Raw genomic sequence first — 19,325 nt, forward strand, 5'->3', positions numbered from 1 at the left:
AATTGGGAAACTGAATTGATTGCTCAACAAATCATTTCTAGGAGGTTTTCCATGTCTAAGATCGTCCTTAATCGATGTATTTCCTGCTTCTTGATTCTCTGTATCGTCTTATCAGCCTCGTTCACCGTTGGCATCGGACAAGCTTCAGCCGAGCAGCTGGCTACAGGCAATACCGTTCCGGAGCTGTTAATTACTGAACTTGTACCTGATTCTACAAATGTTGGAACTGCAGATGGATACGAATTTATTGAAGTGTATAACAATACCGATCAGGCCATCGATTTCAGCAATTACAAAATACGCTACCGTTATTTGGAGAGTGACACCCTCTGGGCGCACGTCCCTGATGAGGTGACCATTCCAGCCGGCGGTACGCTGGTGTTCTGGATTATTAACGGTCAGAACAATAAATCAACGATTGGCGATTTTAATAATAACTATGGCACCCAGCTGACTGAGAACACCGATGTGGTGAAAATATTCTCAGGCGGTATGTCCAATTCGCGCATGCGGGAGCTCATGGTAGTGACCAACACCGGGCGACCGATCGTGTCTGCATTCTATAATGACGGAGAAGTCCATAACGGTCCTGATCTGGGGATCTTCTATAAATATCCTGAGGACGGCAGCCTGAAGATGCAGCGGATCTCCCAACTGGAGCATCTGGCAACGCCGGGTTCATTACAGCATTCTGAGGTGCCGTCGGAGCCGGTACATATCGATATAACGAAGGAACCGACCGTGACGAACCGCACGACAGCCATGGACGTAGAGCCGGGAGATAATCTGGAGATAATTGCCGAGGCCCATGATGCGCGAATGGTCACTTCTGTGGCATTATCTTATCGTGTCGATGATCAAAATGATTACACGGTCGTTCAGCTCCAGGAAGAAAAGCAAGATTTCCGGCATACGATCTCTTATCTTGAACTGCTGGGACATCGTAAACTGGAGTATTTCTTCACGGTGTCCAATACGTTTAAAGAAGTGGAGAGCCCCAAGTATGAGGTCGATCTGACAGGGAATGGAGCAAGCGCCAGATTGAACCTGGATCATCAACAGACCGTAACCGGCACAACGTACATCCGGGGCGCCGCAAATGGTGCGGAATCCAACGACCTGGAGCTTTTTATAGATGGACAGAGGGTTCAAGGTGTGCCTGTCATGGAGCACTCAGCCTACTTTGTATTTGAAGCGGATGGTATCGATGATGGGATCAACACGGTAACCATCGGCAAGGACGTTCTCTACAAGACCGAGGCTAATATAGATGGCTATCGAACGATCGCTGTCCCGATTGAACCCGAGTGGCTGACAAGCGGCATTAACGAAATAACGCTTCGGGCAGGCGACAATGAGCGAACCTACTTCGAGGATAACAAGCCTGCTGGGAACATGGATGACTTCAATGCCCGAAATGTACGACTTCTGTTAGGAGACGGAACGGAGATATGGGATCCGCGATACAGCGACCCTGCGCTGATTCATGATCTGGGTGATGACGGACGGTTTCTGCCGCTGGTTGAATTTTATTTTGACATTCCGGCGGATAAGGTAAAAGCTTTGTCGTATGCGTGGGATACCTCACAAGTCACGGACGGGCAGCATACGGTCCAACTGAACATTAAGGGCCAGTCTGAAGTATCTGCCACCGTTCAGTCCGATAATCATGGGCCGGAAATCGATGTGAGTGTGGAAGAGGGAAAGTCTTATAAGGGGAACATCCCGATCGAAGTGTCCGCTGTGGATAACGTATCCGGCATGGATCGTATGGAGGTCACACTGGACGGTCGATTAATCGAGGTGCCATACGCGACTTCATCATCGGAGCTTGCACCTGGTGATCATAAGCTGGAGATTCGCGCAGTGGATAAGATCGGCAACAGTTCGGAACGCTCCGTTACGTTTAACACTGCTCAGGAGCATCCGAATGCACCGGTTTTGTTGTCACCAGCGGATAAGGAGACAGGAACAGGGCTTTCGCCAGAGCTGAAGGTTCAAGTCAGTGATCCATCGAATGACGAGCTTGAGGTTTCCTTCCATCAGGCGCATACGTATCACTCGTTAAGCGGTGATCGAGTGAAGTTGTCCAAGAACGCTTCGGATGAAGAACCGCCCAAGGTCAAGCTTCCGGCTGGCGAAACCGTATTGACAGAAGAGGAATTGAAACTCATCTCCGAGTCCAACGATCAATATGTTACCGTGGATTCTACATCCCAGTTCCCTTACATCCGCTTCGAGGTTGACCTGGAGCAAGCCGCCGAACCAGGCGACGTCGTCGAAGTGGGCTGGGAAGGACATACCGTTTCTGGTCGCAAGGTCACGATGTACGCGTGGAATTACAATACAAGCAAGTGGACGGAAATCACGAAACATATCGCCCAGTCCGAAGATGATTTTACGCTTCGTGGAGAATTGGCCGCAGCTGACTACGTGCGGAGCAACCAAGTGGATGTCATCGTACAGGATGAAATTCCCACCCGAGGTGATTATGACTATACCTTTGTCTGGGTATCGGATACCCAGTTCTTGACAGAGCTGTACCCGCACATTCAACAGAAACAATTCGACTGGATCGTCGATTCCATGGATGATATGAATATTAAATATTTGTTCCATACCGGTGACATCGTAAATGATCCGACGGCGCAATATCAGTGGGAACGAGCCGACAGATATATGAACATGCTGGAGAATGCAAACTTGCCTCATGGCGTGCTTGCCGGTAATCATGACGTGGGTAGTTATGATTGGGATTACACGACCTACAGTCAATATTTTGGAGAGGACCGCTATAAGAATCAGCCTTACTACGGTGGCTCCTACAAGGATAATCGCGGTCATTACGACCTCATCTCCGCCGAAGGCAACGACTACATCATGATGTATATGGGATGGGGAGTCGAAGACGAGGACATAAAGTGGATGAATGAGGTTCTGGCTGAGTACCCGGACCGAATCGCGTTTCTGAATTTCCATGATTACATGCTTGCCAATGGAACGCGTTCCGGTGTAGGAAACAAGTTATACAAAGAAGTGGTCGTCCCGAACCCGAATGTAGTTGCTGTTCTGAGCGGGCATTACACGGGAGCCAGTCTGCTCAAGAATGAGCTGGATGATGACGGTGACGGTACGCCGGACAGAACCGTCTATCAGATGCTTGCGGACTACCAGGGACATGCCGATGGTGGCAGCGGCTATCTGCGCTTGCTGCATTTTGATAAGGAAAGCAATCAAATTTACGTGAATACGTATTCTCCATACCTGGATAAGTACAATTATTATACAAATCCAGGAGTGGACGAGTTTACGATGAATCTGGATCTTGAGCCGAAGCTGAAAAGGGTGGCAACGGATTCGATTCAAGTGAATCATCTGAAAGGAGCGGCTTTGGGTGCACCGCAGAAAGTTGCCAGCGGTGCAGTGGTGACGCAGCCATGGACGGGGCTTCAATCGAACGGGACGACGTATTCCTGGTATGTTCTTGCACAGGATGAATTCGGCGGGAGAACCGTATCGGATGTTTGGTCATTCACAACCGAAGGCGGGGAGCTTCCTGCTCCGACGAATCTGAAGGCACTGCGAGTGACATCCTCCTCGGTTCAGTTGGGCTGGGATTCTGTGAACCATCCGGACCAGCAGGTCGCGGGCTACAATATCTATCAGAATGGTCAGCAGACAGCGACTGTAACGGAGAGTGTGTATGAAGCGACAGGGCTGATGGCAGACACGGTATACGAATTCCAGGTAACTACCCTGGATGAACAAGGGAACGAATCGGATCGAAGCGACAGGTTAACGATTACAACGAATGCTGAGGTCATTTCGGGTGCGCCTGTATGGTCATCCGGAGAGTTGAAGGTTACGGACATTACGCCAATAAGTGTAACCTTGGGCTGGCCGGAGGCGAATGCACCTGATGGCGTGGATGGCTATCGCGTCTATCAGAATGGTCGGAGTGAACCGGTGGTTACCGTGACGAACGACGTGTATTCACATACCGTCTCCAGCCTGGAGCCGGATACGTTGTATCACTTTACGGTAAAAGCCTATAATGCGGCTGGAGAGAGCCATGGACTTCATCAATCGGTTACAACTCCGGCGGCAGCTGTAGACAAAAGAGAGCTGAAAAGGTGGATTGCTTTGGCACAGCAAAGGCTCGATGAAACCCAAGAAGGCTCATCGCCGGGCCAGTACCCGGCAGCGGCACGATCCGCTTTACGGACTGCCATTGCGAGTGCCAGTGTCGTAGCGGAACAGGATCAAGCCACAGCCAAGGATGTAGAGGATGCAGTGATAGTATTGCAAGCTGCAATCCGTGCCTATAACGTTTCGGTTGTTCCTTCATCGGAGAATCCTCCATCTTCAGGTTCAGATTCTTCCGGAGGCATCGTACGGTCAGGCAACACAAACCTGAAAGGCCTTGAAGTGATCATTGGCGGCAAAACGGTAGAACTATCTCCTGCGTTCAACCAGAATACAACGGAGTATCGGCTTGAAACGGAAGCCGAATCGGTACAGCTCCGTGTTGGCGCTGCGCACAGCGGAGCCAAGGTGCTTCTGGGTGATGAAGCCGTGAAGCCGGATCAGCTGATCGCCTTAACGGAAGGGGATAACATTCTGAGGTTGGTAGTTCAAGCCGAGAATGGCGCGACAAAGGTCTATCAGTTGAACATTCATCGTAAAGCTAAGCAAGAGACAGAAGCAACGAAGCCCGATCCCATGCCGGCAGGGTTAACGGACATCGGTGAACACTGGGCCGCGTCAGCCATTGAACAAGCCGTTCAGCTTGAGATTATTGGAGGTTACCCGGACCAGACCTTCAGACCGGACCGTCAGGTAACCCGTGCTGAATTTATGGTGATGCTGGCAAAAGCCATGGAGGGCCACGGGAATTCCGCGACGCTGAACTTCAAAGATAGTTCCCTCATCGGACCTTGGGCGCTTGAAGCCGTTCAATGGGCCGTATCCGAAGGTATCGTGAAGGGATACGAAGATCGTTCATTCCGTCCGAATCAAACCGTTAACCGTGCAGAGATGGCGGTCATACTTGTGAGATACCTGGGACTGAGCTTGGGGGATGCGGAATCTTCCTTCCGAGATCATAGCAACATTCCTGCCTGGGCAGAGAAGGAGATATCCGCTGCTGTTGATGCCGGTATCGTGAATGGCCGCTCGGGTAACCGATTTGCTCCACTTGAATCCGCGACTCGCGCGGAAGCGGTTATGATGATTCTTCGCATGCTCGAGAAAGTGGAGAAATAACGAGTTATTCAATGAACAAGAGGCTTTCGCCCAAGCATATTCATGGGTGAAGGCCTCTTTTACATGAGGAGATTCATCGATATTCATTCCACTATCGAAGCCGATAAAGCGATAGGAGAATCGTAACCTGCAAGAGTGGACGCTTGAACAAACGTGCGCTCTTGCAGGTTATTTTTTTATCCAATGATTAAACGCTCTGTCCCTTTACCTTCAATAAGTAGGCCAGCCCTGGGCGTCCCAGTTCAGGTCATTGATGAGCAGCTTCGGCGTACCGTTGTCCGTTGCGTCATAAGCATGTCTAATGATGATGTTGTTATACACATCTTGGTGTCCGGGCCCCTTCCAGACGGCATTGCCGCTGTCCATGATCGTGCCGCCGCCGTTCATCATGCTGGTTCCGTTCTTGTCTACGTAAGGGCCCGTGATATTGGCAGAACGGCCATAAGCGATTTTATAAGTGCTGTTCACGCCCTGACAGCAGGAATCAAAGGAGGCAAACAGATAATAGTAACCGTTTCGGTAGATGATCGTTGGCGCTTCTACGGCACCGCCGTTGTTAGGACGTGAGGCAATGGAATAAAGCGTGCCTGTCGGTTTCATCGTGCTTGCATCCACGCGTGTCAGCTTCAGTCCGCTCCAGAACGAACCGTAGGCGAGCCAAGGGTTACCGTCCTTGTCAATCGTCAGGGTGGGATCGATTGCATTATAGTTGTTAGATGATGTCGTCCGTGTAACCAGACCGTCGTCGCGCCAATTGCCTGAGGTGATGCTGGTTGTCGAAGTCAAGCCGATGGCGGATGTGTTGGACCCGAAGGACGAGATCGAATAATAGAGCCAGTAACGACCGTTGAAATATTCAATATCGGGTGCCCAGAGATCATTCGTGCTCTGATTCGGTACATAGGTCTTCCACCAGGAAAGCGGAGAGGAAAATACCTGATTGGCCCTGGTCCAGTTCGTGCCGTTGCTGGATTTCAGCAGCTGAATGCCCTGTCCTGTTGAGAAGGTGTACCATGTATTCCCTTCCTTGATGATCGTTGGATCGTGAACGACAATATCACCGCTAAGGTTCCAGAAAGCGCCGAATGCCGACTGTGCGCCCGTGACGCACAACCCAGTGGCAAGCACAAGCGAAGTAAGCCATTTTCTCTTCTTGTTCATTCGTTATATCCTTCCTTTCAATCTGAATTAGAGAGAACGAATCCGTGAAACACTTCTAGAATAAATCACCTCCGATTTGTTTGAAATTTATTTCATGTTAGTGTAAATCGATTTATGTTATTATAAATTATAAAAGCGCTTCCAGTATAAGTAAAGTACAAATTCTATGACAAGATCGACCCGCCTGTTCAACTGAATATTGGCTGTGGAATACAGAAGATTCAGGTCTAGTCTTCTATATACAAACAAAGCCCCGCGAACCTCGCAGGGCTTTGTTTCGTGTTTGTATTCCAATCGTAATCAGACCCAGCGTCCGCCGCGGAATACTGGCTCAACCGTGCCGTCCACCAGCTCGCCATCAATGTCGAGCTCAGCAGACCCGATCATGAAATCGACATGCGTCAAGCTGACATTGGCTCCACGAGCCAGCAGTTCCTCCTTGCTCAGCTTGGTACCGCCCTCTATATTGACCGGATAGGCGCTGCCAAGTGCAAAGTGACAGGAGGCATTCTCATCAATCCCGGTGTTATAGAACACCCGATTCAGTTGAGAGATCGGCGAGTCATGCGGAACGAGCGCCATTTCCCCGAGATAGGATGCACCCTCGTCCGTGTCGAGCAGTGTTGTGAGATGCTCCCGTCCGGATTCGGCTTCATACTCGACTACCTTGCCGTCCTTGAAGGTAAGCTTGATGCCTTCAACCAATCGGCCATTCAGATTGAGTGGAAGCGTACTGGTTACGGTACCGTTCACGCCTGTACGGTGCGGCATCGTATAGATCTCTTCTGTTGGCATATTGGCAACAAAATATACGCCGGCTTCGTTCTCATCGCCGCCGCCGAGCCATAGATATCCCTCCGGCATATCAACACGCAAATCGGTTCCCGGTGCGCGGTAGTGAAAGCTCTTGTAGCGCTTTGCGTTCATGTGATTTTGTCGCAGCTTCAGTTGAGCTATATGATCGCGCCAGGCTGCTACCGGATCGTCGTTTCCGACACGGGTCATCTGGAATACGGCCTCCCACATGGCTGGAACCCGCTCTTCTTCAGGGAGGTCTGCAAACACTTTATTAGCCCATGCACGCGTAGGCGCCTTAATGAGCGACCAGCTGATTTTGTTGTTGCGCACATAATCCTGGTATTTCTCGCTGGCTACAGCGGCAGCTTTTACAGCCGTAGATACTTTGGCTGAGTCAATTCCACGGAACAGCTCTGGATCCGGTACCTTAATGCGCAGAATGGCACCTCCGCCTTCGGCAAGCTGCTGCATGGCATCTGCCTGCCACTGTGGATAATACCCGAAGGAATCGTCAGGTGCCTTCTCATAACGAATTCGGGTGATTTTCTCGTCTTCCCAATCGACTTGCACATATTTGGCGCCCGCATCATATGCCTTGGCTACGATGTGGCGGGTCAAATCTACGGTTTCAATGGGCGCATTGACGATTAGAACTTGACCTGGCTGAACGTTTACGCCCACTTTAACGACCAGCTCCGCGTATTTCTCCAGATTTTTCTCGAAATTGTCCATATGTAGATGTCCTCCATTTCAGATGTACACTTTATTCTATCACGTTAACAGTAGACACTAAACAAATGGATGATGGCGATATCGGTAATTGCCTCTTTTTCTTGTCCAGAGTAAGGGAGATTTGTCTCCGAAGCAGATGTTTCAATTCATGCAGTGAGCAATCTGACTGTCCACATTGTTTAACTTTGCCTCGTAGAAGGAGAGCATTTCCTCGCAGTATTCGTAAGCATCGGGCGAAGCCACCTCACCGCGGAGTAATACCCGTATTTGATCTGTGGTCAGACCGAGCTTCAAGTACAATGGAATCATCTTGACCCGTTCGATCGCGGATGCGCGTTAAAATCGCGGTAATCATTGTCCAGTCTGTCGGCTTCCAGCAGTCTTTTTTGCTCATAGTGCCGGATGGAGCGCACGGACATGACTGTGTTGTGATAATTCGCTGATCTTTATTCCATGTGTATCTCCCTACTTAAATTAGATAACCAGATTATCGCTACGAGCTGCCTGTGCTTTAAGGATGGGGGTTCTCTGAACTATTTATATAAATAGAATTCCCGTGCAAAAGTGTGACAATCAGCTGTCATACATTCTGGATTACACTGACTTTAGTAAATAAGGAAACGTACTGAGAAGGAGTGTTTGAGAAACGTGAAAACGAATCAAGTTAACAAACTGCCCATCGTGCTTGCCGGGCTGCTGCTCGCCATCCTGATGGCTTCCATGGACAATACGATTGTAGCGACGGACATGGGAAATATCGTGGGAGAGCTCGGCGGACTCGATCATTTCGTATGGGTGACCTCCGCTTATATGGTCGCTGAGCTGGCAGGAATGCCGATCTTCGGAAAGCTGTCCGATATGTATGGGCGCAAAAAGTTTTTTGTATTCGGGATGATTGTATTTATGCTGGGCTCCGTGCTGTGCGGAACGGCAAGCTCCATTACGGAACTGGCGCTGTATCGTGCGGTGCAAGGAATCGGCGGCGGGGCACTCATTCCGATTGCATTCGCCATTATGTTTGATACGGTTCCGCTTGAGAAGCGCGGCAAGCTTACAGGTTTGTTCGGAGCTGTGTTCGGGTTATCGAGTATATTTGGCCCGCTGGCAGGGGCATACATTACGGATCACATCACCTGGCAGTGGGTGTTCTATATCAATTTGCCCATTGGAATCGTGGCTTTCATGATGGTCACGCTGTTCTACAAGGAGTCGCATGAGCGTTCCAAACAACCAATTGATTGGATGGGAGCAACCACTCTCCTGACAGGCGTTATTTGCTTCATGTTTGCACTGGAGCTTGGCGGCAAGCAATTGGCATGGGATTCCTGGATTTTGATTTCCTTACTCGCTGCTGCTGCCGTTATGCTGGTTGTTTTTGTTCTAGCCGAGAGAAGGGCAAAGGAGCCAATCATATCATTCAGCCTGTTTAAGAATAAACTCTATACGTCCAGTGTGTTATGCGGTTTATTCAGTGGCGGATCGTTTATCGTGGCTTCCGTATATATACCGATCTTTATCCAAGGCGTACTTGGGGGAAGCGCAACCAACTCGGGTCTCGTTCTGCTGCCGATGATGCTGGGCTCCGTCATAACAGCTACGGTGAGCGGTTTTCTGATGAGCAGAATATCTTATCGAAACATCATGATTCCAACACTGGTCCTGTTCACGGGGGGCATGGTGCTCGCCTCGACGCTGACGGCGGAATCAAGCCGGCTGATCGTCACCTTATACATGGTGCTAATTGGGCTTGGCATCGGGGGCTCGTTCTCTGTGCTGGGAACCGCTGTGATGCATGGCTTGTCTTATAAACAGCGCGGCATGGCCACCTCGACCTTCAATTTCACGCGGTCGCTCGGTATGACGATTGGGATAACGGTGTTTGGGTTGATACAGAGCCGCTCTTTTGCGGGTTCCTTAACATCGGGCGGAGCGAACAACGGTCACCTTCCTGAGGGATTTAATCTGCAGGATCCCCACGCGCTGTTGGCACCGGAGACTCGTGCGCTGATTCCGGCGGAGCTGTTAAAACCGATATCGGACTCACTGGCATCCTCCATAGCTGCAACGTTCGCCTGGGCTATTGCTCCTGCCGCGTTAGCGCTTCTTGCCGCAACGTTTATGGGACGCAAGAAGCTGGATGAATCCGCGGAGGTGAAGGAGGCTGTCGTTGATTCGGCAGAGGAAGTCGAAGAATCCCAGGATCGGGAGAAGCTGGTCTTGGTTCCATAACAAGATGGCTTCGCCGTAGTCCATCATATGATAAGAGCTGCCTGCCGGTGTTCAACCGATCAGGCAGCTCTGTTGCTATTAGCTCTTAATGGCGCCTGCCGCAATATCTGAAATGAATTGCTTGCTGATAAACAGGAACATGACGATCAGCGGAATGACGGCGAGAAGGGTGCCGGCAATAACCATCGAGTAGTCGGTGGTGTAGATTCCGTTCAATGAGGAGAGTGCAACCTGTAAAGTGAATTTACTCTCATCGTTCAGAATGATGAGTGGCCAGAGATAATCATTCCACACGCCGATAAACGTGAAGGCGGCCAGGAATGAAAGAGCAGGCCGCAGAATAGGCAGCGATATATTCCAGTACAGGCGGAAGAATCCGCAGCCATCGATTTTACCGGCATCCAGCAGCTCCGATGGAACCGACTCCTGCGCATACTGTCTGATCCAGAAGATCCCGAAAGCGTTTACCATTCCCGGAATAATCAAAGCTTTGTAAGAGCCCACCCATCCAAACTCGGCCATGATAACAAACGATGGCACCAGGGATAGCTGGGCCGGGGCCATCATGGTGGCGAGCAGCAGGACGAACAGCCATTTTTTGCCCGGAAATTGGAATTTAGCAAACGTAAAACCAGCCAGGGAATCAAAGAACAACACCAGAAGTGTGCACGCAGCAGCTACGAACAGGGTGTTCCAGAAGGCCCCGAAAAAGTCGATGCTGCTGAGTACCCTGGACACGTTATCCAACAAGTGGGGACCGAACCATAATTTCGGAGGAAAGCTGTAAATATCCGAAGTGGTGCGTGTCGCCATAACAAGCAGCCAGTAGAAGGGAAAGATTGACAAGAGCAGTCCGGCGGTTAATCCGAGATGCAGCAGAATGGATTTCCATTTGAACATACGATTCACCCCCATTATCAGTCATTGGAAGGATTGCCCTGCACCATTTTCCAGTTCACGATGGAAAAGAGGGCAATGAGCACGAACATACCCCAGCCGACAGCAGCGCCATATCCGAAATAGTTATTGACGAAGGCTTCACGGTATAAATACAGAACGATTGTCAAACCGCCGCCGCTTACGCCACCGTCATTTCCGACAAGCACTTGCGGTTCGGTAAAAATCTGCATGCCGCCGATCGTTGATGTAATAACCGTAAAGAGAATGATCGGTCTTAAATTCGGAATGGTGATTTTGAAAAAGGATTGTATGCCTGAAGCTCCGTCGATCTTGGCTGCCTCGTATAGAACCGTGGGAATACTCTGCAATCCGGCGAGATAGATAATGGCGTTATACCCCGCCCATCTCCAGATGACCATCACCGAAATGGCAAGCTGGATGCCCCATGTTTTGTTCAGCCACTCCACGGAGTTCAGGCCGAACAGAGACAGTATATAGTTGAGCAGACCGTAGTTGTTGGAGAATACCGTGCCGAATACAATGGCAACAGCGACGAGAGACGTGACGTTCGGCAGGAAATACCCGATCCGGAAAAATGTGCGGAACCGCACAAACGATGCATTGAGAAGGAAAGCAACAACTAACGCAATAAATAGCATCGGTATCGTGGAGTAGATCCAGATGAGCAGCGTGTTGCCCACAGCTCTCCAGAATTCAGGATCGGTTAACATGAATTGATAGTTATTGAGGCCGTTAAAGGTCATCTCACCGATGCCATCCCACTTTTGAAAGGACAGAAACATGGAGAAGGCGATCGGGAACAATCCGAAAATGGCAAACAAGATGTAAAAAGGGGAGATCGCCAGATATTCCTTGCGATGTTTCCATATTTGAGCAGATAACCGGTCCTGTGACTTTGATTTCTTCGGAACAGGTTTGTGTTCCACGGGTGTATGATTCAGCATTGGATTATCCATCGTACTGTAACCTCCTGTAGCGGTTGGTATTTAAGTACTCATAGCAATCGAGGGTTGCAATGGGTTGAACACCGGCACGAAGATTCAGCGCAGCAATTCTTTTTTGACCCTTGCCAGCGCATCCTTCCATGCTTTATCGGGATTTTTGCCCTCAAGTGCAACGGAAGAAAGCTCTCGATTGACAATGCCGTTTAAATTTGCGTATTTCCCGCCGAAGTAAGCAGGTTTGACGTTGCGCGCAGATTCCGAGAAAACTTCACCTGTGGCCTGATTTCCGAAAAATTCTTCGGTTTCCTTCATCACAGGGGCGTCCAGTGCTTCCGTGGCGGAAGGAAAGAGATTGATTTTCTTGAAGGATTGAACCTGATTCTCCGGATTCTGAATATACTTCATGACATCAAACGCCTCTTGCGGATATTTACTGGTCTTCATGATGGCCAGGAAGGAACCGCCATTGTTGCCGTCTCCACCCGGTGCGCGTGCTACCTTCCATTTGCCGCTTGTATCCGGTGCCGCCTGCATTAGAATCTCCTTCATCCATACCGCACCGACAAAGGAAGCGATTCGTCCATTGTTCATGGCGGCATTCCATTCAGAGGAGGAGGTGGTGGTATTGGCACTCAGTTTCATCTGTGATGCTGTAACTGCTGTATCCCAAGCCGTCTTCATCGAGGACTCAGGTGACTCACCGATAAATGACCCATCCTCGGCAAAATATATATGGTCAGACTGGGCATTAATCTGAGTGTAGATGTTGGTGATGTTGTCGAGCATTTTTACTTTATTGTCAAAATGCTCTTGCAGTTTCAGCCCTGCCTCGAAATATTGATCCCAGGTGTTTAGCTGTGCATACACGTCATCAGGTTCGGACGGCAGACCGGCTTCCTCGAACAAATCCGCCCGATAATAGAGGGCAGTTGGCCCCGTATCGATCGGAAGCGCTATCATGGAACCTTCCGGGGTAACGCCAAGCTTCCATTTCCAATCGAGGAAATCGGGCTCGATTTCCTTGGCACCAAGCTCATACAGATCATAGAAGCGATCCGAGCTGGTAAACAGCTCTGCCACCCAGTCGTTAAAAGCAACGATGTCCGGTCCTCCGGAACCGGCAGCCAGCGTTGTTTTGAGCTTGGATTTGAAATCGCCTCCGATTTTTTGGGCATTGATACGGATACCCGGAAACTTTTGCTCGACGGATTTGATCAGCTCGTCGTCCAGGCTTCGGTTCCAATACCAGAGTGTAAGCGTTTTCGTTTTTTCGCTTGAAGTTGTTCCCGCGCAACCGCTGATTAACAAGATAAGAATAAGTAACCCTAAGCTAACCATCCTGCGTGTGTTCACTATCGTCAGCCTCCTAACGTGGTGAAATCAGTCATGCTTAAATCTTATTCAGTTACCAAGCTCGCGTGAGTAAAAATATATGATTAAGATAATAAACAATAGACTAAAAATTGAAACATTCCATATAAAGGAATAATTGCATAGCGCGTGGAGACAATATCAAAGATTGACCAAAAATATGGAGTAGGAAGTGAAGAACAAGATGACAACGGCAAGAGATATTATGAGCTCGAATGTAAAAGTATGCACGCCTCAGGATTCTGTATCCACAGCAGCCCAAATTATGCGAGACATCAACTGTGGTTCTGTCCCCGTCTGTGAAGGAAAGAATGTTGTGGGGATGATTACGGACCGGGATATCGTCATTAAATCGGTGGCTGATTCCAAGGATATCAACACCGTGACGTGTCAGCACTGTATGACAACGAATGTTGTGAGTGCCTCTCCGGATACGGATGTGCACGAGCTGTCCCGAACTATGGCAGAACATCAGATCCGCCGGATTCCCATCGTGGACCAAGGGGAATTGGTGGGTATGGTTGCTATTGGCGATTTGGCAAAAGTGAATATCTTTGTAAATGAAGCAGGCGATGCACTCAGCCAAATTTCAGAGCAGACGCATTAAGCCTTGTTAAATCAACGTCATCTCGGAATATAGCAGCCCACGGGCTGCTTTTTTTTGTGGCGAATACAGCGAGCTGCCCTCTAATGTATAATGGCCTCCTTTCCAATGTGCGGATTTGTAATTCTTAGAATAACAATTTACACATGCAGCGGTAACCCCGAGAAGATTGGAAGACGATGCATGGAATGGATATTCCCCCTTTCTTTGACTTTCTTGTATAATGGCTTCAAACCATTCTCATTATAAAATGATAGGGTATGGAAAAGGAGCGTTTTTGATGATCAACAGCTACGATGAGCTTCGGGTGCACGATTTGACCGGAAACCTGAGAGATGATGTGTATCGCTTTCTGCAGGAGCATCATTGTCCAAGAACGGCGGAGCATGTGCTGAAGGTGGGGGATGAAGCCCGCAGAATTGCCGTTCTTTATGACGCAGATCCGGTCGCTGCTGAATATGCCGGGTATCTGCATGATATCAGCGCCATTTTCCCGAACCATGTCCGCATTCTGGTATCCCGCGAGATCGGGCTGGATGTATTGCCTGAAGAACAGCAATTTCCCATGATCATTCATCAGAAAATTTCGTCTTACATGGCCAGGGATCTGTTTGGAATGACCGATCCTGAAATATGGAGTGCTGTCGGCTGTCATACTACCTTGAAAGCTGAGGCTTCACTGCTAGACAAGGTGCTGTTTGTCGCTGATAAGATTGAATGGGACCAGACGGGGAGTCCTCCGTACTTAAGGGATATAACCGAGCAATTACATATTTCGCTTGATCATGCAGCATTTCAATATATTCAGCACTTATGGAATCAGCGTGAATCGCTTGCGGTAGTCCATCCGTGGCTGCAAGACGCATATTATGATTTAAGGGATGCTATTCGTTTAAAGTAATCGGAAATAAATGAAGTTTGGAGGCGGGTTCATGACGCAGATTGCATTGATCTCCGACATTCATGGCAACATTCCTGCACTGGAGGCCGTTCTGGAGGATATTCAGCAGCGTAGAGTAGATGCCATCTATTGCTTGGGTGACTTGATTGGTAAAGGCCCGGACGGAGATACCGCAGTTGATATGATAAGAACCCATTGCCAGCAGGTGATCAAGGGCAACTGGGATGATTTTATTGGCAAGGAAACCGATGATCCGGCCCTGCAATGGCAGCAGCATAAACTTGGAACAGAGAGGCTGCAGTATCTTTCCAGTCTGCCTTATACTATCGAGTTCATGATGAGCGGCAAATGGATCCGATTATTTCATGCGTCTCCCCGCAGTGTGTATGAGCGGATACAGCCATGGCACGAACAGGAGAAGCGGGCCACCTTGTTTCACAGCTCCGCGTTATGTGGGAGCGCTAGAATAGCAGATGTCGCCGGTTACGGGGATATCCACAATGCGTTCCACCAGCATCTGGAAGGCAGAACGCTGTTTAATACCGGCAGCGTAGGCAATCCCCTTGAAATGCCGGAAGCCTCGTATGTTATTCTGGATGGAAGCTATGAGAGTGGTATCCCGGCACCCTTGAACATTCAATTTATACGTGTTCCCTACAATATTGAGCAGGCCGTGCAGGATGCCATTCAATCGGGAATGCCCTCTCCTGAAGATTATATTCTTGAGATTCGAACAGGTCGCTATCAAGTCAAACGGTTATGAATAAGAGGGAATTGATTACTGTTTGAAGAAGTCTACGATAGAAATCCATACGAATAGATTCCAAGGGGATGGAAAATGAAGAAGACGCAGCTGGTACTGGATGTCGCAGGGGTATTAATCACCAATTTCTCACCCGCATTCTGGCATGATACGACCCGTGAGGATGGAATTACGTTTGGCGAATTGAAGTTGTTGTTTGCAACCGAGATACGTAAACCGTTATGGACAGGTCAAATGAGTGAAGAAGCTTTCTGGAATTGGTTAGCTGGGTATTGTCCTGTGGAACCGAAGGAATTGAAGACGATATTATTTAATAATCTGCACACAATGCCGGCATTTGATCTAGTCCCTGAGTGGTCTGTGCAAACCGATATTCATCTCCTCAGCAATCACAGGTCAGAATGGCTCCAGATGCTGCTTGATCCCATTAGGCCTTATCTTGCCAGCGTGACGATTTCTAGCGATGAGGGATGCTGCAAGCCGGATCTTCCGATCTATCATATCGTTGCATCCAAACTGGATGAAGGCAAATCCACTATCTATGTTGATGACCAGGCAAAAAATTTGAGGCCTGCTGAGGAGTTGTCCTGGAGCACGGTTCTGGCAGATCCGGAAGGTCAATGGATCAAGCTTGTTCAAAAAAAGCTTCAGGAAATGGATACATACATCATTTGATCGTTAACGATGGGCGAATATAAAAAAAAGACCTCACACGACCATTGGATCGCCCGTGAGGTCTTCGACATGTATTATTGTTGGTTCTCGGAGTTGTTCTCAGCGTGTGGCTGCTGCTGTTCAAACACTTCTGCAGCTTCTTCAGCAGAAAACTCGGTGTCGAATTCACCTGGAACCGGCATTTTGTTCAATTTCGTGGTTTGCACTTCGGCTTTTGTTGGTTGGTTACCGTTATGGTTGGTTTCGCTCATCTTGGCACCTCCTTTATCGAGAATGACTTCTGTATTCTGCCAACAATGTCCTAATTTTATACAGAAAATAGCATCTTTTCCTGGCGTTTAGCTGCGTTACGTGCTTTTTTATAACCAGCTGCGATTTTATTTATTTCATGTTCAAAGGATGCTCGTTTCTCTGCTATCATAGGAGTAATCATTCGATTCATTTATCTGTATCAGGCAGTATATTCGGAACGGAGAATGTCATGATGAGCAGGTCCTATTCGTTCTTCCCTTTGGGAGATTCGGCAGTCCTTATCCAATTCGAAAGCTGGGTGAGCGAGAACATACATCGGGAGGTCACAGCTGCGGCGAGATGTATCGAAGAGAATCCGTTCCCGGGATTCGTCGAGTGCATTCCATCGTTTACCAGTGTTGCGATTTACTATGAATTCCATAGAATTAACAAACCTGACGAGTTTGATACCGTATATGCGTATATCTGCTCGATGCTGGAGCAAAGGATGGTGGCTGACGAAGCAGAGAAGGCAAGTGCGGTGCCTGACGTTGTTGAAATTCCGGTTTGCTATGGGGGTAAACACGGTCCGGATCTGGAGCTTGTGGCTGATAAGAATCGGCTCACACCCGAGGAGGTTATCCGGATTCATTCCGGCCAGGATTATCTGATCTATGCAATCGGATTTGCGCCAGGCTTCCCCTATGTCGGAGGAATTCCGGACACTATCGCAACGCCGCGCAAAAAGACACCCCGGCTGCGAATTCCGCCTGGATCTGTGGGCATTGCAGGCAATCAAACCGGGATATACCCGATCGAGACGCCCGGTGGATGGCAGCTGATCGGCAGGACACCGCTTGCGTTGTTTCGTCCGGGAGCACAGCCGCCAAGCTTGTTGAAGGCTGGACAATATATCCGGTTTAGGCCCATTGAAACAGAGGAATATGAACGGATAAGGGAAGTGAGCTTATGGGTTTGACGGTAATTAAGTCGGGATTGCTCGTTACGCTTCAGGATGCCGGAAGATACGGTTATGGAAGATACGGCATCAGCGCGGGAGGAGTCATGGATGGCTTCGCCTATCGGGTCGCCAATGTACTCGTTGGTAATGAGGATGGAGCCGCAGTTCTTGAGATTACATGGTCTGGATTTGCGGTAGAATTCCAAAGCGATATGTGGGTTGCAATTACTGGCGGAGATATGTCGCCAGCGATCCAGGATACGAGGGTGCCTATGTGGCGTCCCGTATACATCAAAGCGGGCAGTGTCCTGAGCTTTCAACAGCGATTATCCGGCTGCCGCGCCTATTTGGCCGTTTCTGGCGGGTTCGAGGTTCCAATGATAATGGACAGCTACAGTACATATTTGCGAGCCGAAATCGGCGGCTATGAGGGGAGATCGCTGCAGAAGGGGGATGTACTGAATGCCCATCCCACGCGACCTCAGGTCTCATCAGGGTTTCCTCATGATGAGGCAGGCACCTTTTTCACTGTAAAATGGTCCGTCTCTGCGGACTTGTATTCAATCAACGATCAAGAGACTGTAGTGCGTGTGCTGAGAGGTCGCCAGTATGATGATTTTGACAGCAGCAGCAAGCTGGCTTTGTTCCGGAATTCCTTCCGCATAACTCCGCAATCGGACCGCATGGGCTACCGGTTGTCCGGTCCGCTGCTGCGGTTAAGTCAAGAGAAGGAGTATGTATCCGAACCGGTATCCATAGGCTCGGTACAGGTGCCTGCGGATGGTCAGCCGATTGTCCTGATGGCGGATCGCCAAACGCTTGGAGGCTATCCAAAGATCGCCCAGGTTGCTTCTGTGGATGTTCCGTTAATTGCCCAGCTGCCGCCTGGCGGCATGATCCGCTTTAAGGAAATTACCTTAGCAGAAGCAGAACGGCTCTATACGGATTACATTCGTGAGCTTCGGATGACGGAAGCTATGATTAAGCTTAAATTAAAGGAGCGTGCTAACATTGGTTCGAGTGGATCTGAACTGCGATATGGGAGAGAGCTTCGGCGCTTACCGAATTGGCAATGATTCCGAGCTGCTTGGCAGCATTACTTCGGTTAATATCGCCTGCGGATTTCATGCAGGCGATCCATCCGTGATGCGGGCAACGGTGCGTCAGGCCATCGCGGGCGGTATCGCGATCGGAGCGCATCCAAGCTTGCCTGATCTGGTCGGCTTCGGAAGAAGGAGAATGGAGATTTCTCCTGCCGAAGCCTATGATATGGTGACCTACCAGGTTGGAGCGCTGATGGCTTTTACGATACAGGAGGGCGGTCAACTGAAGCATGTGAAGCCTCACGGCGCTCTCTATAATATGGCAGCGGCCTCAAGACCTCTTGCTGATGCGATAGCATCCGCCATCCACCGGATTGATTCGTCTCTTATCCTGTACGGATTGGCAGGCAGCGAGCTGGTCGCGGCAGGGGCTGCTGCCGGACTTCGCACGGCAAGTGAAGTATTTGCAGATCGGACCTATCAGGATGATGGCACGCTCACGCCGAGAAATTGGCCGGAAGCCATAATTACCGATGCGGAAGCTTCAGTCTCACATGTGATTCGGATGGTCAAAGATAAAGAGGTTATAAGCCAGTCGGGCAAGGTTATCCCGATCTCCGCAGATACGATCTGCATTCACGGAGACGGCGCACATGCATCCCTGTTCGCGAGGACTTTGCGATCACGGCTTGAAGCCGAGGGTATAAGCGTGCAATCCATATGATA

At 49.5% G+C, this 19,325-nt stretch carries 15 protein-coding genes and 1 pseudogene; 9 read left to right on the forward strand and 7 right to left on the reverse strand.

The window, feature by feature from the left end; genetic code table 11:
* Window positions 1-51: 51 nt before the first annotated feature.
* Window positions 52-5,265, forward strand: a complete 5,214-nt coding sequence (locus M2277_RS06295; RefSeq protein WP_280754391.1) for an S-layer homology domain-containing protein — start codon at window positions 52-54, stop codon at window positions 5,263-5,265.
* A 210-nt stretch (window positions 5,266-5,475) separates the two neighbouring features.
* On the opposite strand, the gene abnA is transcribed toward M2277_RS06295, so the two are convergent.
* The 3 genes and pseudogenes from abnA to M2277_RS06310 form a co-directional block, all read right to left on the reverse strand.
* On the reverse strand, window positions 5,476-6,426 hold the full coding sequence (gene abnA, locus M2277_RS06300; RefSeq protein WP_148247065.1) for an arabinan endo-1,5-alpha-L-arabinosidase AbnA: 951 nt from the start codon (window positions 6,424-6,426) through the stop codon (window positions 5,476-5,478).
* A gap of 300 nt (window positions 6,427-6,726) precedes the next feature.
* Window positions 6,727-7,956: an aminopeptidase gene (locus tag M2277_RS06305; protein ID WP_280754392.1), complete on the reverse strand. Its 1,230-nt coding sequence runs from the start codon at window positions 7,954-7,956 to the stop codon at window positions 6,727-6,729.
* Window positions 7,957-7,987: 31 nt separating this feature from the next.
* Window positions 7,988-8,406: pseudogene (locus M2277_RS06310) on the reverse strand (MerR family transcriptional regulator).
* Window positions 8,407-8,604: 198 nt separating this feature from the next.
* On the opposite strand from M2277_RS06310, the gene M2277_RS06315 reads away from it, so the two are divergent.
* Entirely contained in the window at window positions 8,605-10,185 is a 1,581-nt protein-coding gene (locus tag M2277_RS06315) for an MDR family MFS transporter (RefSeq protein WP_280754393.1), read from the forward strand.
* Between the two features lie 78 nt (window positions 10,186-10,263).
* Here the strand turns inward: M2277_RS06315 and M2277_RS06320 are convergent, their stop codons facing one another.
* From M2277_RS06320 to M2277_RS06330, 3 genes are all read right to left on the reverse strand, one after another.
* Window positions 10,264-11,085, reverse strand: a complete 822-nt coding sequence (locus M2277_RS06320; RefSeq protein WP_280754394.1) for a carbohydrate ABC transporter permease — start codon at window positions 11,083-11,085, stop codon at window positions 10,264-10,266.
* A gap of 17 nt (window positions 11,086-11,102) precedes the next feature.
* On the reverse strand, window positions 11,103-12,062 hold the full coding sequence (locus M2277_RS06325; protein WP_280754395.1) for a carbohydrate ABC transporter permease: 960 nt from the start codon (window positions 12,060-12,062) through the stop codon (window positions 11,103-11,105).
* Between the two features lie 84 nt (window positions 12,063-12,146).
* Complete coding sequence (locus M2277_RS06330; protein WP_280754396.1) at window positions 12,147-13,403, reverse strand: extracellular solute-binding protein; 1,257 nt, start codon at window positions 13,401-13,403, stop codon at window positions 12,147-12,149.
* 202 nt (window positions 13,404-13,605) lie between these two features.
* Between M2277_RS06330 and M2277_RS06335 the strand changes: the two genes are divergently transcribed.
* The 4 genes from M2277_RS06335 (at window position 13,606) to M2277_RS06350 (ending at window position 16,364) form a co-directional block, all read left to right on the forward strand.
* Window positions 13,606-14,028 carry a CBS domain-containing protein gene (locus tag M2277_RS06335; protein WP_006210941.1) on the forward strand — a complete coding sequence of 141 codons (423 nt, stop codon included), beginning with the start codon at window positions 13,606-13,608 and terminating at the stop codon, window positions 14,026-14,028.
* A gap of 277 nt (window positions 14,029-14,305) precedes the next feature.
* The gene (gene yqeK, locus M2277_RS06340; RefSeq protein ID WP_280754397.1) at window positions 14,306-14,926 is read left to right on the forward strand and encodes a bis(5'-nucleosyl)-tetraphosphatase (symmetrical) YqeK; all 621 of its coding nucleotides are present in this window, start codon (window positions 14,306-14,308) and stop codon (window positions 14,924-14,926) included.
* A gap of 31 nt (window positions 14,927-14,957) precedes the next feature.
* Entirely contained in the window at window positions 14,958-15,689 is a 732-nt protein-coding gene (locus M2277_RS06345) for a metallophosphoesterase family protein (RefSeq protein ID WP_006210939.1), read from the forward strand.
* Between the two features lie 75 nt (window positions 15,690-15,764).
* Window positions 15,765-16,364, forward strand: a complete 600-nt coding sequence (locus tag M2277_RS06350; protein WP_063479868.1) for an HAD family hydrolase — start codon at window positions 15,765-15,767, stop codon at window positions 16,362-16,364.
* A 74-nt stretch (window positions 16,365-16,438) separates the two neighbouring features.
* Here the strand turns inward: M2277_RS06350 and M2277_RS06355 are convergent, their stop codons facing one another.
* Window positions 16,439-16,615, reverse strand: coding sequence for a hypothetical protein (locus M2277_RS06355; protein ID WP_006210936.1), 177 nt, complete (start codon window positions 16,613-16,615; stop codon window positions 16,439-16,441).
* 233 nt (window positions 16,616-16,848) lie between these two features.
* Here M2277_RS06355 and pxpB point away from each other — a divergent pair, with 233 nt between their 5' ends.
* The 3 genes from pxpB to M2277_RS06370 are packed head-to-tail and all read left to right on the forward strand — an operon-like array spanning window position 16,849 to window position 19,323.
* The gene (gene pxpB, locus M2277_RS06360; protein ID WP_006210935.1) at window positions 16,849-17,574 is read left to right on the forward strand and encodes a 5-oxoprolinase subunit PxpB; all 726 of its coding nucleotides are present in this window, start codon (window positions 16,849-16,851) and stop codon (window positions 17,572-17,574) included.
* Window positions 17,565-18,632 (forward strand): 5-oxoprolinase subunit C family protein, encoded by a 1,068-nt coding sequence (locus tag M2277_RS06365; RefSeq protein ID WP_280754398.1) that lies wholly within the window; start codon window positions 17,565-17,567, stop codon window positions 18,630-18,632. The genes pxpB and M2277_RS06365 overlap by 10 nt, the downstream gene beginning before the upstream one ends.
* Entirely contained in the window at window positions 18,568-19,323 is a 756-nt protein-coding gene (locus M2277_RS06370) for a LamB/YcsF family protein (protein ID WP_280754399.1), read from the forward strand. Before M2277_RS06365 ends, M2277_RS06370 begins: the two co-directional genes overlap by 65 nt.
* The last annotated feature ends 2 nt before the right edge of the window (window positions 19,324-19,325 follow it).

Origin of the sequence: Paenibacillus sp. LBL (assembly GCF_029893715.1) — a bacterium.
Lineage (GTDB): Bacteria > Bacillota > Bacilli > Paenibacillales > Paenibacillaceae > Paenibacillus_AQ > Paenibacillus_AQ glucanolyticus.